The sequence below is a fragment of the Salinicola endophyticus genome (assembly GCF_003206575.1).
Classification (GTDB): domain Bacteria; phylum Pseudomonadota; class Gammaproteobacteria; order Pseudomonadales; family Halomonadaceae; genus Salinicola; species Salinicola endophyticus.
Map to the genome: position 1 here is coordinate 498,241 of NZ_PZJO01000003.1, position 15,703 is coordinate 513,943.

At 65.9% G+C, this 15,703-nt stretch carries 16 protein-coding genes; 12 read left to right on the plus strand and 4 right to left on the minus strand.

From position 1 onward, the window contains the following. The first annotated feature begins 146 nt into the window (after nucleotides 1–146). Nucleotides 147–647 (plus strand): DUF421 domain-containing protein, encoded by a 501-nt coding sequence (locus DOM66_RS08750; RefSeq protein WP_110689894.1) that lies wholly within the window; start codon nucleotides 147–149, stop codon nucleotides 645–647. A 7-nt stretch (nucleotides 648–654) separates the two neighbouring features. Here DOM66_RS08750 and DOM66_RS08755 read toward each other — a convergent pair whose 3' ends face one another. After that, entirely contained in the window at nucleotides 655–2,502 is a 1,848-nt protein-coding gene (locus DOM66_RS08755) for an ABC transporter ATP-binding protein (RefSeq protein ID WP_110678074.1), read from the minus strand. 308 nt (nucleotides 2,503–2,810) lie between these two features. Then, nucleotides 2,811–3,296, minus strand: coding sequence for a MarR family winged helix-turn-helix transcriptional regulator (locus tag DOM66_RS08765; protein WP_110678100.1), 486 nt, complete (start codon nucleotides 3,294–3,296; stop codon nucleotides 2,811–2,813). A gap of 109 nt (nucleotides 3,297–3,405) precedes the next feature. Here DOM66_RS08765 and DOM66_RS08770 point away from each other — a divergent pair, with 109 nt between their 5' ends. Continuing rightward, the gene (locus tag DOM66_RS08770; protein ID WP_110689895.1) at nucleotides 3,406–4,293 is read left to right on the plus strand and encodes an EamA family transporter; all 888 of its coding nucleotides are present in this window, start codon (nucleotides 3,406–3,408) and stop codon (nucleotides 4,291–4,293) included. A 192-nt stretch (nucleotides 4,294–4,485) separates the two neighbouring features. Here DOM66_RS08770 and trhA read toward each other — a convergent pair whose 3' ends face one another. Then, nucleotides 4,486–5,214 (minus strand): PAQR family membrane homeostasis protein TrhA, encoded by a 729-nt coding sequence (gene trhA / locus DOM66_RS08775; protein ID WP_110689896.1) that lies wholly within the window; start codon nucleotides 5,212–5,214, stop codon nucleotides 4,486–4,488. Between the two features lie 138 nt (nucleotides 5,215–5,352). Beyond that, nucleotides 5,353–5,988: a GTP cyclohydrolase II gene (ribA, locus tag DOM66_RS08780; protein ID WP_110678080.1), complete on the minus strand. Its 636-nt coding sequence runs from the start codon at nucleotides 5,986–5,988 to the stop codon at nucleotides 5,353–5,355. Nucleotides 5,989–6,115: 127 nt separating this feature from the next. On the opposite strand from ribA, the gene hemE reads away from it, so the two are divergent. The 10 genes from hemE to DOM66_RS08830 all read left to right on the plus strand — a co-directional run bounded on the left by hemE (nucleotide 6,116) and on the right by DOM66_RS08830 (nucleotide 15,691). Further along, nucleotides 6,116–7,177 carry a uroporphyrinogen decarboxylase gene (hemE, locus tag DOM66_RS08785; protein ID WP_110678082.1) on the plus strand — a complete coding sequence of 354 codons (1,062 nt, stop codon included), beginning with the start codon at nucleotides 6,116–6,118 and terminating at the stop codon, nucleotides 7,175–7,177. Beyond that, the gene (locus DOM66_RS08790) at nucleotides 7,149–7,646 is read left to right on the plus strand and encodes a thiol-disulfide oxidoreductase DCC family protein (RefSeq protein ID WP_157959023.1); all 498 of its coding nucleotides are present in this window, start codon (nucleotides 7,149–7,151) and stop codon (nucleotides 7,644–7,646) included. Before hemE ends, DOM66_RS08790 begins: the two co-directional genes overlap by 29 nt. Further along, entirely contained in the window at nucleotides 7,643–8,038 is a 396-nt protein-coding gene (locus DOM66_RS08795; RefSeq protein ID WP_110678086.1) for a VanZ family protein, read from the plus strand. Before DOM66_RS08790 ends, DOM66_RS08795 begins: the two co-directional genes overlap by 4 nt. Nucleotides 8,039–8,422: 384 nt before the next feature. Continuing rightward, nucleotides 8,423–9,451 carry an amino acid ABC transporter substrate-binding protein gene (locus DOM66_RS08800; protein WP_110689898.1) on the plus strand — a complete coding sequence of 343 codons (1,029 nt, stop codon included), beginning with the start codon at nucleotides 8,423–8,425 and terminating at the stop codon, nucleotides 9,449–9,451. Between the two features lie 133 nt (nucleotides 9,452–9,584). Next, nucleotides 9,585–10,775 (plus strand): amino acid ABC transporter permease, encoded by a 1,191-nt coding sequence (locus DOM66_RS08805; protein WP_110678090.1) that lies wholly within the window; start codon nucleotides 9,585–9,587, stop codon nucleotides 10,773–10,775. Between the two features lies 1 nt (nucleotide 10,776). Further along, nucleotides 10,777–11,886 carry an amino acid ABC transporter permease gene (locus DOM66_RS08810; RefSeq protein ID WP_188115157.1) on the plus strand — a complete coding sequence of 370 codons (1,110 nt, stop codon included), beginning with the start codon at nucleotides 10,777–10,779 and terminating at the stop codon, nucleotides 11,884–11,886. Between the two features lie 146 nt (nucleotides 11,887–12,032). Further along, on the plus strand, nucleotides 12,033–12,761 hold the full coding sequence (locus DOM66_RS08815; protein WP_110678104.1) for an amino acid ABC transporter ATP-binding protein: 729 nt from the start codon (nucleotides 12,033–12,035) through the stop codon (nucleotides 12,759–12,761). Between the two features lies 1 nt (nucleotide 12,762). After that, nucleotides 12,763–13,158, plus strand: coding sequence for a RidA family protein (locus tag DOM66_RS08820; RefSeq protein WP_245392401.1), 396 nt, complete (start codon nucleotides 12,763–12,765; stop codon nucleotides 13,156–13,158). 183 nt (nucleotides 13,159–13,341) lie between these two features. Further along, complete coding sequence (locus DOM66_RS08825; protein ID WP_110689899.1) at nucleotides 13,342–15,174, plus strand: methyl-accepting chemotaxis protein; 1,833 nt, start codon at nucleotides 13,342–13,344, stop codon at nucleotides 15,172–15,174. A gap of 94 nt (nucleotides 15,175–15,268) precedes the next feature. After that, complete coding sequence (locus DOM66_RS08830) at nucleotides 15,269–15,691, plus strand: baeRF12 domain-containing protein (RefSeq protein WP_110689900.1); 423 nt, start codon at nucleotides 15,269–15,271, stop codon at nucleotides 15,689–15,691. Nucleotides 15,692–15,703 lie beyond the last annotated feature (12 nt).

The window sequence follows — 15,703 nt, forward strand, 5'->3', positions numbered from 1 at the left end:
GTTGGCGGCGGGCGTAGCGGAGAGAAAGGGGAAGCTGCCGACCCGGAGGGAAAGGGGGGTAAGGGCGCGAGAGGCGGTGCGGCAGTTAGCGCGGGCCCGACCCAGGACCTAGGCTGAGGGGATATCGTCTTCAGCGGAGCCTGCTCGTGTCCCCCATTGCCCATACCCTCGTCATCGGGTTTCTGAGCTTCGTCGCGCTGGTCGTGATCATCCGTCTCTCCGGCAAGCGCACGCTGTCGAAGTGGAACGCCTTCGACTTCGTGATCACCATCGCCCTGGGCTCGACCCTCTCCACGGCGCTGATCACGCCGACAGTGTCGCTGGCGCAGAGCGTGGTGGCGTTCGTGCTGATCGTCGCGCTGCAGTTCGTGATCACCTTCACCTCGGTGCGCTCGAAGCGGGTCGAGAACCTGGTCAAGTCGCGCCCGACCCTGCTGCTCTATGAAGGTACCCTGCGCCAGGCGGCGATGGCCCGCGAGCGGGTGGTGGCGGTGGAGATCCTGGCCGCGCTGCGTGAGCACGGCATCGCCGACGTCGAGAGCGTTCACGCCGTGGTGCTGGAGACCGACGGCACCTTCAGCGTGATCCCCGACGCCGGGACCAGCGATTCGGCGCTGGCCGGCGTCGAGGGCGTGCCGTCGCGCTGAGCGCCGTTCACACGCTGGCGTCGAGGGCCTCGCTCTCCAGAAAGCCGCCGGACTGGCGCTGCCACAGCCGCGCGTAGAGGCCGTTGGCGCGGATCAGCTCGGCGTGGCTGCCCTGTTCGACGATGTGCCCCTGTTCCATCACCACCAGCCGGTCCATGGCGGCGATGGTGGAGAGGCGGTGGGCGATGGCGATCACCGTCTTGCCCTGCATCAGCCGGTCCAGATTTTCCTGAATGGCGGCCTCGACGTCGGAGTCCAGCGCCGAGGTCGCCTCGTCGAGAATCAGGATCGGGGCGTCCTTGAGCATCACCCGGGCGATCGCCAGGCGCTGACGCTGGCCGCCGGAGAGCTTGACCCCGCGCTCGCCGACATGGGCATCGAAGCCGGCGCGACCCTGGATGTCGCGCAGCCCCTCGATGAATTCCGCCACGTGGGCCTCGCGGGCGGCGCGCCAGGCCATCTCGTCACTGGCGTCCGGGCGGCCGTAGAGCAGGTTGTCGCGCACCGAGCGGTGCAGCAGCGAGGTGTCCTGGGTGACCATGCCGATCTTGGCGCGCAGGCTCTCCTGGGTGACCGCGGCGATGTCCTGGCCGTCGATGCGGATGGCCCCATCCTCCAGCTCGTAGAAGCGCAGCAGCAGGTTGACCAGGGTCGACTTGCCCGCGCCGGAGGGGCCGATCAGGCCGATCTTCTCCCCCGGACGAATGGTCAGCGCCAGATCGTCGATCACGCCGCTGCCCTTGCCGTAGTGGAAGCGGATATGGTCGAACACGATCTCGCCACGGGCGACCTCGAGTGAAGGGGCGTCATCGCGATCCTCGATCTGGTGCGGCAGCGACAGCGTCGCCATGCCGTCCTGCACCGTACCGATATTCTCGAACAGCCCCGAGACCTCCCACATGATCCACTGCGACATGCCCCACAGGCGCATCACCAGCCCCAGTGCCACGGCGACCGCGCCCACGCTCACCGCCTCGTCGAGCCACAGCGCCAGTGCAAGCCAGCCGATGCTGAACAGCAGTAGCGCGTTGAGCAGGTAGAGCAGCCCGTAGAGGCCGGTGACCAGCCGCATCTGGCGGTAGACCGTGACCAGGAAGCCGGCCATGCCCTCGCGGGCGAAGGCCGCCTCGCGGCTGGCGTGGGAGAACAGCTTGACCGTCTGGATGTTGCTGTAGCTGTCGACGATGCGTCCGGTCATGCGCGAGCGGGCGTCGGCCTGGGATTTCGATACCCGGCCCATGATCGGCACGAACACCTTCAGCAGCACCAGATAGCCACCCAGCCACACCACCAGCGGCACGGCCAGGCGCCAGTCGGCGTTGCCCACCAGCAGCAGCGTGCCCAGGAAGTAGACGATCACGTAGTTGAGCACGTCGAACAGCTTGATCACGCACTCGCGCACCGCCAGCGAGGTCTGCATCACCTTGGTCGCGATGCGCCCGGCGAACTCGTCCTGATAGAACCCCATCGACTGGCGCAGCAGATAGCGGTGGGCCTGCCAGCGGATGCGCATGGGGTAGTTGCCCATCATCGTCTGCTGCTGGAACAGCGAGTGCAGCCACACCATGCCCGGTAGCCCCACCAGTACCACCAGGGCCATTCCCGCGAGCTTCCAGCCCTGATCGGCGAGGAAGGTGGCGCGATTCTGATCGGCGAGCCAGTCGACGATATTGCCGAGGAAGCCGAACATCCACACCTCGACCCCGGCGATCAGCGCCATCAGCGTGGTCGCCGCCAGCAGATAGGGCCAGGCGCCGCGGGTGTAGTGCAGGCAGAAGGCGACCAGGGTATCGGGCGGGCGCTGCGGCTCCGCCGGCGGGAAGGGATCGAGACGTTTTTCGAACCAGCGGAACATGGCAATCCTGCAGTGTCTTGGGAGAGAGGGCGACGGCCGGCTGGGCAGCGCGTGGCGCTGGTCGGCTCGAATCTGGAAGCATAGTACGCCCTGGGCGAGCGCATCGATCAGCTCACCCTGCTGCGTGATCAGCTCGATGGCTGTATCGGCTGCGGCTGCCTGTCGCTGTCGCAGTGCCCGCTACGCACCCCCGGCGACGTGCTCGGCGCCGACGGTGAGGGCGCGCAGCGGTTGGGGTAGGGCGATGTCCGCGTGGCTCGCGTGAAGAGATATTCGCGTCGCGCCGGGACAGCGAGACCGGGGCAGTATCACGACTCGAAACAGGCCAGCCACTTACCTAGCAGGCGGTCCAGCTCCGCACGCTCGTCGTCGGATAGGCATCGAGTCATGGCGTGCTGATTGTCGACGTGGCTGTCCACGGCCTCATCGATCAGTTCAAGTCCCTGTGGCGTCAATCGAATCTGGAATCCGCGGCCATCTTCGGGGTTGCGAATGCGCTCCACGTAACCGGGTTTGACCAGGCGATCGATGCGATGGGTCATGGTGCCGGAGGTGACCATGGTCCAAGCGATCAGTGTCGACGGTGTCAGCGTATAGGGACTCCCGGCGCGGCGCAGCGTCGCCAGCACGTCGAAATCCGCGGGGGTCAGGCCGTGCTCGGCCAGTACCGCCTCCGTACGTTGGGAGAGATGTTGCGTCAGGCGCTTCAGGCGGCCCAGTAGGCCCATGGGCACGACATCGAGATCGGGCCGCTCGGCGTGCCACTGACGCAGAATGTGATCGACTTGGTCCATGTCGCGTAGCATCGGACGTTTTTATCTTGACGTCAAACAATAACGATGTATCTTGACGTCAAGCCATATTGTTTGATGTCAAACTAATTAGAGTACAGGGAGAGAGACGATGCGAGAGGCGTGGACGTTGGCCGGTGCAGCGCTGGCGCCGGCGATCTGGGGTTCGACCTATCTGGTGACCACCGAGCTGTTGCCGCCGGGTTTTCCGCTGATGGCGGGGGTGTTGCGTGCCCTGCCCGCCGGCTTATTGCTGCTGCTCTGTGTCAGGCGTCTGCCGCCTTGGTCGTGGGTCGGACGACTGTTGCTGCTGGGTGGTTTGAACTTCGCCGTCTTCTGGGCGCTGCTATTCGTGGCCGCCTATCGGCTTCCCGGAGGGATCGCCGCCACGCTGGGTGCGACGCAGCCGCTGATGGTGCTGGTGCTATCGCAATGGCTACTGGGCGCGCCCTGGCGCGGTGCGAGCGTCATCGCGGCATTGGCTGGGCTGTTCGGGGTTGCGCTACTGCTGATCGAGCCGGACATGCAGCTGGATAGTACCGGAGTGGTGGCCGCACTGGGGGCTGCCGGTTCGATGGCGCTGGGTAGCGTGCTGACCAAACGTTGGCGGCCGCCCGTCTCGGCGCTCACCTTTACCGCCTGGCAACTGGTTGCCGGTGGACTCTTGCTACTACCGGTCGCACTACTGCTGGAGCCCGGCTTTCCTGCGCCGTCCTGGCGTAATGTCGCGGGCTACCTCTGGTTGGGGGGGGCGGGGGCTGCCTTGACTTACTGGCTGTGGTTTCGCGGCATCGAGACATTCGGCCCCGCGCGGGTCTCGGCCCTGGGCTTTCTGAGTCCTCTCAGTGCTGTGCTGTTGGGCTGGCTATGGCTGGATCAAAGCCTCTCCGCCCTGCAGCTTTTCGGTACCGGTGTCGTATTGCTCAGCGTCTGGGGCAGTCAGCGCGTGGCGCGTTCGGCGCGCGCATCCCAGGGGGAAAGCGGGGGGAGTCGCGCATGAAGCTCGTGCCCGGTGAGCGAACCGGGAACTCTGTGCTGGGACGGAGTCGGTTGGTGAGGGATGCCCAAGGGCGGTCACGCATCTCGGTCGAAGATGATGCGGTTGCCATGCTCGACCTGGTCGTTGCTCCAGGGCCTTGGCAGGCCCTGCTGGCAGTGGGCTGGGGATGACGCTCACCACCCTGGCGCCGGATCACGTCTCGAACGGCAGCACCGCGGTGTAGATGGCGAGGAAGTGGCAGACGCTGCCGCCGATCACGAACAGGTGCCAGATGGCGTGGTGGAAGGGAATCACGCGCAGGGCGTAGAACAGCACGCCGACCGTGTAGGTGATGCCGCCGGCGACCAGCAGAGCGAGGCCGGTAGGGGATAGCTGGGTGGTCAGACTGTCAGAAGCGATCACGATCAGCCAGCCCATGATCAGGTAGATGAACACCCGCAGCAGATTGAAGCGCTGGGGCCAGATCAGGCGCAGGGCGATCCCGCCCAGGGCCAGCCCCCAGATCACGCCGAACAGCGCCCAGCCCATCGGCCCGCGCAGGTTGACCAGCAGAAAGGGGGTGTAGGTGCCGGCGATGAGCAGATAGATGGCGCAGTGGTCGAAGGTCTGGAAGACGCGCTTCAGGCGCTGGCTGCGAAAACCGTGGTAGAGGGTCGAGACGGTGTAGAGCAGCAGCAGGCAGCTGCCGTAGAGCGAGACGCTGACGATCTTCCACGGGTCGACCTCGGCGGCAATGCTGGCCAGCACGATCAGTACGATCATGCCGGCGAGGCTCAGCGCCGCGCCGATCCCGTGGCTGATGCTGTGCAGCCACTCCTCCAGCCGGGTGTACTCCTCCTCGCCCGAGGTCTGGGGAGGCGAGACTTGTGCCGGGGGCGTGTCTTGAGAGTGCGAGAGATGGCGTGAGTCGGAGTCGAGCATGATGGCTGAGCCTCCTGCGGAGGTGAGGCAGGATCGAGAGCGGGGATACCGTTTGGACCGGCACGCCGGGCCAGTATTCAGTCTCCCGTCTCATGATGACGCAACGATGACGTCGCCGGAAGGCCCGGCGATGCCGATTCAGGCGTCGCGCTCGATGTCGACGTCGCTGGCGGGGGTGAAGTCGTCGAGCGCCATCATGTGGCCGAGCTTGCCGACCTTGGTGGTCAGGTAGTGCTCGTTGAAGGGGTTGCGCCCGGTGGTGATCGCAAGACGCTCGTGAATGCGCACGCCATCGCGGCTGAGTGCTTCGACCTTGCGCGGATTGTTGGTCATCAGACGCAGCGCGGGGATGCCGAGATGTTCGAGCATCGGGACGCAGATGTCGTAGCGGCGCTGATCGGCACCGAAGCCGAGACGCTCGTTGGCTTCCACGGTGTCGGCGCCGGCGTCCTGCAGGGCATAGGCGCGGATCTTGTTGAGCAGGCCGATGCCGCGCCCCTCCTGGCGCAGGTAGAGCAGCGCGCCGCGCCCCTCGTCGGCGATGCGCTTGAGCGCTTCCTGCAGCTGATAGCCGCAGTCGCAGCGCATCGAGAACAGGGCGTCACCGGTCAGACACTCGGAGTGGACGCGGGCCAGCACCGGCTCCGGCGTGGTGACGTCGCCAAGGGTGAGCACGACGTGCTCCTTGCCGGTGGACTCTTCCTGGAAGCCGTGCAGCGTGAAGGTCGCCCAGGGTGTGGGCAGCTGCGATGCGGCGATGAAACGGATCGACACGATGACCTCGCGATACGGGCCCTGCGGTTAAGGTGCGGGCTCACCCCTGACGTTGAGGGGCAGCATTATATCAGGCTTGCGCGTCTATCCGTTACACTGCTGGCAAATCTCCCGTGCGAAGAGCGCTATGACACTGCAAAACGATCGCCTGCTGCGGGCCCTGGCTCGCCAACCGGTTGACCGCACACCGGTCTGGATGATGCGCCAGGCCGGCCGCTATCTGCCGGAGTACCGCGCGACCCGCGCCGAGGCCGGTAGTTTCATGGATCTGTGCCGCAACGCCGAGATGGCCTGCGAGGTGACGCTGCAGCCGCTGGCGCGCTATCCGCTCGATGCCGCGATCCTGTTCTCCGATATCCTCACCATTCCCGACGCCATGGGCCTGGGGCTCTATTTCGAGACCGGTGAGGGGCCCAAGTTCCGCCATCCGGTGCGGACCGCCGCCGAGGTCGCCGCGCTGAGTGCGCCGGATGCCGAGCACGATCTCGACTACGTGATGAACGCGGTGCGCACCATTCGCCGCGAGCTCAACGGCCGGGTGCCGCTGATCGGCTTCTCCGGCAGCCCCTGGACCCTGGCGACCTACATGGTCGAGGGCGGCTCGAGCAAGGATTTCCGCCATATCAAGGCGATGCTCTACGGTGACCCGCAGACCCTGCACACTCTGCTGGGCCTGCTCGCCACGGCGGTGACCGACTATCTCAACGCCCAGATCCGTGCCGGCGCCCAGGTGGTGCAGATCTTCGACACCTGGGGCGGGGCGCTGTCGACCCCGGCCTATGAGGCGTTCTCGTTGGCCTACATGCGGCGCATCGTCGGCGGGCTGATCCGCGAGCACGATGGCCGCCGGGTGCCGGTGATCCTGTTCACCAAGAACGGTGGGCAGTGGCTGGAGTCGATCGCCGACAGCGGCTGCGACGCCGTCGGCCTCGACTGGACCACCGAGCTCGGCGACGCGCGGCGGCGGGTCGGCGAGCGCGTGGCGCTGCAGGGTAACCTCGACCCCAACGTGCTGTTTGCACCGCCCGAACAGATCGGCACCGAGGTCAAGCGGGTGCTGGAGAGCTTCGGCCACGGTCCGGGGCATGTGTTCAATCTGGGCCACGGTATCAGCCAGTTCACCAACCCCGATCACGTCACCGCCTTCTTCGACGCGCTGCATGAATCGAGCCCGGCCTATCACCGCTGATGCGGTCGATGACGGCGTCGACGGCCTGCTGCTGTTCGATGCCGAGTGCCCGTTCTGCCGGCGCGCGGTGCGCTGGCTGCTGGCGCATGAACGCGAGTCTGGCGCCGGCCTGGTGCTGAGTGGGCTCGATACCGCGCTGGGGCGGCGCGTGGGGCACCACTTCGGGCGTGATCTCGAACGCTGCGACACGATCCGGTATGTCACCGGCGGTGAGCTTCACGAGGAGAGCGAGGCGCTGTGGCGGTTAGGGAGCCGGCTCCGCTCGGGCTGGCGGCTGCTGGCATGGCTGCGCTGGGTGCCGGCGCCGCTGCGCAACGCCGTCTATCGCGGGATCGGGCGCTATCGTCGGCGTCTGGCACCGGACAACGACGCGCGGCTGGAGGACGACCCGCGCTGGCGCGAACGGCTCGATGCCACGCTCTGCACGCGGCTGGGGCTACCGTCCACGCTTTGCGAGGTCAGCCGATGACACGACAACGCCGCGGCGCCTGGCGCAGGTTGGCCCTGCTGGCCGTGATGGCCTGGGCTATCGGGGTGGCCTGGGGCAGCCTGACGCCGGGGGCCGAGATGCCGCGATACCTGCCGTGGGACAAGTTCAATCACGTCGTCGGCTACGCCGGGCTGACCCTGTGGCTGGGACTCGCCGTACGGCGCTGGGCCTGGGCACGCGCCTGGATGATCGCGCTCGTATTCGGCATCGTCATCGAGTATCTGCAGCTGTGGGTCCCTGGCCGCGCCGGCGGCGATTGGGAGGATATCCTGGCCAATGCGCTGGGGGCCACAGTGGCCGCGCTGCTCGGCGCGAGGATACGCCGCTGTCGTCGGCGACGCGCTGCCGCGGCCAGTACCGGCGCCCCCTGAGGCGCTTCCCCGTCGTCTATGCCAGGCACGTGGTAGCGCTGCCCCTGCCGCCTGTACTCTCTGCGCAGGCGTTGATCGACGTCTTCTTATCCATTGGTGGCATCGTCGCCATCACCGGTGGCTCGATTCAACGCTAGTGCCATCCCTCGACGCCTTCTTTTGGTGCGCAACGCTATCCCGCGCACGCTTTTGAAACAGAATGTTGCCCGTGTTTTCGCAGTTTGCGTCATGCCGAGAGTGTAGGTAGAGATCGTAAGCGTCCTAGGCGAGCGTTGAATCCAGGATTTTCAGGCGCTAGCGCGAAAGTGGAACGGACTTTGCTAATTTGTTTTGGGCATGCTTCGACATGCACTTAAATGACAACGCAAGGGAGTGGATTCCACCATGCGCCACAAGAACAAAAGCCTGTCTCTTCTCTCCGCTGCCGCATTGACGGCACTGGCGACGTCCCAGGCTCAGGCTGCCACCTTGGATAACGTGAAAAGCAACGGCGAGTTCAAGTGCGGCGTCAGCACGGGGCTCACCGGTTTCTCCTCTCCCGATGAGAACGGCAAGTGGACCGGCATCGATGTCGAAGTGTGCCGTGCCGTCGCCGCCGCCGTGCTGGGTGATCCGACCAAGGTGGTGTTCTCGCCGCTGACCGCCAAGGAGCGCTTTACCGCGCTGCAGTCGGGCGAGATCGATGTGCTCTCGCGCAACACCACCTGGACCGCTACCCGCGACAACTCGCTGGGGCTCAACTTCACCGGGGTCAACTTCTACGATGGCCAGGGCTTCCTGGTGCGCAAGGATCTCGGCATCAAGAGCGCCAAGGAGCTGGACGGCGCTTCCATCTGCGTACAGGCGGGTACCACCACCGAACTCAACATGGCCGACTACTTCAAGGCCAACGACATGAAGTTCCAGCAGGTCGCCTTCGATACCTCCGACCAGACCGCCCAGGGCTTCGACAGCGGGCGCTGTGACGTGCTCACCTCCGACTCCTCGCAGCTGGCGGCGCTGCGCCTGCAGCTGGCCGACCCCAGCAGCGTCGAGATCCTGCCCGAGCGTATCTCCAAGGAGCCGCTGGGTCCGGTGGTGCGCCAGGGTGACGACCAGTGGTTCGACATCGTCAAGTGGACCCTGTTCGCGATGCTCGACGCCGAAGAGCTGGGGGTGACCAGCCAGAACGTCGATCAGATGCGCGACAACCCGCCCAATCCGGACATCGCCCGCCTGCTGGGCAAGGATGGCAACTACGGCGAGCAGATGGGTATCAGCAACGACTGGGCCTACAACATCGTCAAGATGGTGGGCAACTACGGTGAAGTGTTCGACCGCACCGTGGGCAAGGACTCGCCGATGGGGCTCGAGCGTGGCATCAACGCCTTGTGGAACCAGGGCGGTATCCAGTACGCACCGCCGATTCGCTGAGTGCGCGACGCCGCCCGCCGGCTGCCCGAGAGGGCGCTGGCGGCGCGGCTAGCTGGCGTTTCCTGACGTCGTCTCCCGGCCTGTGTGCCGGGAGCCGTTGCCGCTCACCGCTCGAGTAGAGACACGACTTCTCATGCTGCGTCCATCCACCTCGCTGCCACGCCGAGGGCAGGGGCCGCTGTGGCGGAATCCCACCGTTCGTGCGCTGATCGTCCAGGCCGTGCTGTTTCTGATCCTGGCCGGTTTCATCGGTTATCTCGTCCACAACACCCTCAATAACCTGGAATCCCGCGGTATCCAGACCGGCTTCGGTTTCCTCGAAGGGCGTGCAGGCTTCTCGATCCCGCAAACGCTGATCGACTACACCAGCGACTCCAGCTACGGCACCACCTTCGTCGTCGGCCTGCTCAACACCCTGCTGGTCTCGGCCCTGGGCATTGTCGCCGCGACCCTGATCGGTTTCGCGGTCGGCATCGCTCGGCTGTCGACCAACTGGCTGCTGGCGCGGCTGGCCACCATCTACGTCGAGATCTTCCGCAACATCCCGCTGCTGGTGCAGATTCTATTCTGGTACTACGCGGTACTGCGGGCACTGCCCTCGCCACGCGACAGCATGTCGCTGTTCGATCTGTTCTTCTTCAACGTGCGTGGGGTGGTGATGCCCGACCCGCAGCCGCTGCCGGGGTTCTCCGCCACGCTCTGGGCGCTGCTGATCGCAGTGGTCGCCACGCTGCTCTTCGCGCGCTTCGCCAAGCGCCGGCAGATGGCCACCGGCCAGGCGCTGCCGGTCTACTGGATCGGGGCGGCCATCGTCATCGGCCTGCCGCTGATCGTGTTCCTGGCCAGCGGCGCCCCGCTGGCGTGGACCCTCCCCGAACTCAGGGGCTTCAACTTCCGCGGCGGGATCAACATCCTGCCTGAGCTGGTGGCACTGTGGCTGGCGCTGTCGATCTACACCGCGGCGTTCATCGCCGAGATCGTGCGCTCCGGCATCCTCTCGGTCTCCCACGGCCAGACCGAAGCGGCGCGCTCGCTGAGCCTGCCCGGTGGCATCACTCTGCGCAAGATCGTGATTCCGCAGGCGATGCGGGTGATCGTGCCGCAGATGACCAGCCAGTATCTCAACCTGATCAAGAACTCGTCGCTGGCCACGGCGATCGGCTATCCCGATCTGGTGGCGGTCTTCGCCGGTACCACCCTGAACCAGACCGGGCAGGCGATCGAGATCATCGCCATGACCATGGCGGTCTATCTGGTGATCAGCCTGACGGTGTCGTTCCTGATGAACCTCTACAACGCCCGCACGCTGCTGAAGGAGCGATGAGATGCGTGAATCGACATTTCGCACTCAGATGACCGAGGCGCGCGAGGCCCCGGATCAGCGCCGCGGGATCAGCGGCTGGCTGCGCGCCAACCTGTTCAACGGGCCGCTCAACAGCGTGGTCTCGGTGGTGGTGATCGGCCTGCTGGCGTGGATCCTGTGGCCATTCTTGAAGTGGGCGGTGGTCGATGCCAACTTCCTCGGCTCGACCCGCGCGGACTGCACCGGCAGCGGTGCCTGCTGGGTGTTCATCTCGGCCCGCTTCGAGTCGATCATCTATGGCTTTTACCCGGCCGCCGAGCGCTGGCGGGTGGATATCGTGTTCGCCTTGATGGCGGTGCTGGTGGCGTGGCTGGCGATCCCGCGGCTGCCCAAGAAGCGCCTGGTCGGCCTGTTTACGCTGATCGGCTTCCCGATCATCGCCTGGTTCCTGCTGCTGGGCGGCCACTTCGGCCTGCCCGAGGTGCCCACCCGCGCCTGGGGCGGGCTGATGCTGACCCTGACCGTGGCCACGGTGGGCATCGTCGGCTCGCTGCCGCTGGGGGTGATCCTGGCCCTGGGGCGGCGCTCCAAGATGCCGTTCGTCAAGAGCGTGTGCGTCATCTTCATCGAGTTCTGGCGCGGTGTGCCGCTGATCACGGTGCTGTTCATGGCTTCGGTGATGCTGCCGCTGTTCGTGCCCGGCAACGTCGAGTTCGACAAGCTGCTGCGGGCGCTGATCGGCATCATGTTCTTCTGGAGCGCCTACATGGCCGAGGTGGTCCGCGGTGGGCTGCAGGCGATCGGCAAGGGACAGAACGAGGCCGGGCAGGCGCTGGGTCTGGGCTACTGGCAGCGGATGGGGCTGATCATCCTGCCGCAGGCGTTGAAGCTGGTGATCCCGGGGATCGTCAACACCTTCATCGCGCTGTTCAAGGACACCTCGCTGGTGCTGATCATCGGGCTGTTCGATCTGCTGGCTATCATCCGCGCCGGGCTCACCGATTCCAACTGGCTGGGCTTCTCCACCGAGGGCTATGTATTCGCGGCGCTGGTGTTCTGGATCTTCTGTTTCAGCATGTCGCGCTACAGCCAGTACATCGAGCGGCGCCTCAATACCAGCTATCGGCGCTGAGCCCGCCAGCGGCCAGCACCTGGAACGTGACGCCCCGGGCCGCCGAGTGCCGCCCGGGGCATGGGCGAGACAATGACAATGAAGGCAGGAATCAAGCCATGAGTGAAGCGCAAGCGGTCGCGGGTTCGGCCTCCGGCGACGAGCCGATGATCCAGATCGAGCATCTCAACAAGTGGTACGGCAGCTTCCACGTGCTGCGCGACATCGACCTGACCGTGGCTCGGGGCGAGCGCATCGTCATCTGCGGCCCCTCGGGCTCGGGCAAGTCGACCATGATCCGCTGCATCAACCATCTGGAGGAGCATCAGCAGGGCTCGATCGCGGTCAACGGCATCCCCATGAACCACGACATCAAGCGGATCGAGCAGATCCGGCGCAATGTCGGCATGGTGTTCCAGCACTTCAACCTGTTCCCGCACCTGACAGTGCTGGAGAACTGCTGCCTGGCGCAGATCTGGGTACAGAAGAAGCCGCGCGCGGAAGCCGAGAAGACCGCCATGGAGTACCTCGAACGGGTGCAGATCGCCAACCAGGCGCGCAAGTACCCGGGGCAGCTCTCCGGCGGTCAGCAGCAGCGCGTGGCGATCGCCCGGGCGCTCTGCATGCGCCCGGAGGTGATGCTGTTCGACGAGCCCACTTCGGCGCTCGACCCGGAGATGATCAAGGAGGTGCTCGATGTCATGATCGAGCTCGCCCACGAGGGCATGACCATGCTCTGCGTGACCCACGAGATGGGCTTCGCCAAGACCGTGGCCGACCGGGTGATCTTCATGGACCAGGGCCAGATCATCGAGGAGGCGCCGCCGGAGACCTTCTTCAACCATCCCCGCTCGGAGCGTACGCAGCTGTTCCTGAGCCAGATCCTGGGGCACTGACATGGGCATCGACAAACGCATGGTCGCCGGCGCGCCGCAGCCGATCGCGCCCTTTTCCCACGCCTGTCGGGTGAATGACCTGGTGTTCATCACCGGGCAGATGCCGACGGTGCCGGAGACCAACGAGATGCTGCTGGGAACCTTCACCGAGCAGACCCACCGCGTGATGCAGAATCTGGCGATCGTGCTGGAAGCGGTGGGCAGCAGCTTCGAGCACGTGGTCCAGAGCCGGGTCTTCATCACCAACATGGGGCACTTCGACGAGGTCAACGGCGTCTACGCCAGCTACTTCGAGGCGCCGCTGCCGACGCGTACCTGCATCGGTGTGACCGGGCTCGCCGGGGGCGCTGACGTCGAGGTCGACATGATCGCCTGGATCCCGCCCGCCGCGAGCTGAAGACGCCGCCGTGGGCGCCCGCTGCGGCCGCGGCCGCCGCAACGGGCCTGCGCACGGTGATGTCTTGAGGCTATGACGCGCGCCGGCTGCGTGGCGCGGAATCCACCAGCATCAAGTTCGTTTCCGAGAGGCCGATGATAGTTGAGCCGAACTTCTCAACGGACCCTCCCAACGGACCTTAGCATGCTGAAATCCTTCAAGATTCGTATCATGGCCGGCTGTCTGGCGATGATCCTGGTTGCGCTCGCGGCTACCGGCGGTATCAGCTACTGGCTGGTCAGCCGTCACCAGCAGTCGGTCAATCAGGATCTGCTCGAATCGGTGGCCAAGGGGCATCGTGATGCGATCGCCGCCTGGGCCGCGTCGAAGCGCAAGCTGATCGAGGCGGTGGCGCCGGCGGTGGGCAGCGATACCCTGATTCCCGCACTGCAGCAGACCGCCAGCGCCGGCGGTTTCAGTCAGGTCTATCTGGGCACGCCGGACAAGCGTCTGATCACCAACGATGGCTGGGAGCCGCCGGCGGACTACGATCCGACCCAGCGGCCCTGGTACCGCAAGACGGTGGCGGCGGGGCAGACCACCGCCAGTGATCCCTATCTCGATATGGTGACGAACAAGCTGGTCGTCGCCTTCGCCACCCCGATCCTGCGTGACGGCAAGCTGCTGGGCGTGGCCGGTGCCGACGTGCCCCTCGACGAGGTGCAGGAGAACGTGCTCTCGATCCAGCCCACGCCGAAGAGCTTTGCCTTCCTGGCCGATGCCGACGGCACCATCGTCGCCTACCGCGATGCCGCGCTGAGCCTGAAGCCGGCGAACGAGATCGATCCTGGACTCGATGCGGCGAAGCTCAAGGCCTTGACCCGGAGTCCGCTACCGACGCCGAGCGTGATCGACGGGCGCACGGTGCTGCTCTACGCGGTCGAGGTGCCCGGTACGAGCTGGCGCCTGGTGATCGCGCTGGATCGCGCCGAGGCCAATGCTGGCGCCAGTAGCCTGTTCAAGACCACCCTGGTGTCGCTGCTGGTGGCGGCGCTGATCGTCTCGCTGCTGCTGTGGCTGCTGGTGTCGCCGGGCTTTCGCCGGCTCGAGGCGGCGCGCGACGCCATGGCCGACATTGCTGACGGTGACGGTGATCTGAGCCGCCGGCTGGTGATCGAGGGTCGCGACGAGATCGCCCAGATCGCGATGGCGTTCAACGCCTTCGCCGGCAAGATCTCCGAGGTGCTGAGGCAGGTCAACGTCACCAGCCAGTCGGTGCGCCAGGCTTCCGAGGAGATCGCCCGCGCCAGTCAGGATCTGTCGCGCCAGACCGAGACCGCGGCGAGCCACCTGCAGGAGACCTCCACGGCCATGGAGCAGATCTCCGGCACGGTGGAGAACACCGCCAATGCCGCCAGCGAGACCGACCAGCTGGCCCGTGATGCCAGCGAGCGTGCCGTACGTGGCGGCGAGGTGGTGGGGCGTGCGGTGGAGACCATCGAGCAGCTCAACGGGCGCACCGAAGAGATTGCCGATATCGTGCGGCTGATCGAGGAGATCGCGTTCCAGACCAATCTGCTCGCCCTCAACGCCTCGGTGGAGGCCGCGCGCGCCGGCGAGCAAGGTCGCGGCTTCGCGGTGGTCGCCGGTGAGGTACGCCAGCTGGCGAGCCGCTCTGCCACCGCCGCCACCGAGATCAAGACGCTGATCGGGACCTCGGTGGCGCAGACCCGCGAAGGCACCGAGCTGATGCGCTCCGCCGGCGACAGCATGAGCGCGATCGTCGATGCCATTTCGCGCGTGGCGGCGACGCTCTCCGAGATCAACGTTGCCGCCCAGGAGCAGAGCCAGGGGGTGGGGCAGGTCAATCAGGCGGTGGGCGAGCTCGACCAGATGACCCAGCAGAATGCGGCCATGGTGGCGCAGTCCACCGCCGCCGCCGAGCAGCTCCACGATCAGGCGACCCAGCTGGCAGCGATCGTCGGCGGTTTCAAGCTCGACGCCGACAGCGCGCAGCCGGCGCTGAGCCATGCTTGAGCGTAGCGCCATTCTCGACCACGCTTAGAGCGTGCTATCCACGGGCATGTGCTACCCACGGACATGCCCTATCCACGGAAAAGGAGAATGGCTCATGGACAAGGTCTACGTGGTGGTCGCCGATGCGGCGCGTGCCCGCATCTTCGCCCGCGAGGCGCGGGTCATGCGCGAGATCGAGACGCTGACGCATCCGGAGTCGCAGCTGCACACCGGTGACTTGCGCACCGGTGGCAAGGGTGAGTCGACTTCGGGGCCGAGCCGGCGCCAGACCGGCAACGAGGACACCACCTCGGAGAAGCAGGCGATGTTCTTCGCCAAGGAGGTGGCGAGCTACCTGCGCGATGCGCGTACCCAGGGCAAGGCCGACGAGCTGGTGCTGATCGCCGCGCCGCAGTTCCTGGGACAGCTTCGCGACAAGCTCGACAAGCCCACCCTCGAGATGGTCACCCAGTCCATCGACAAGGATCTCTCCAAGGCCAGCGAGGCGGATATCGCCGCACAGCTCGGCTGGCACTGAGACCCGCCCACG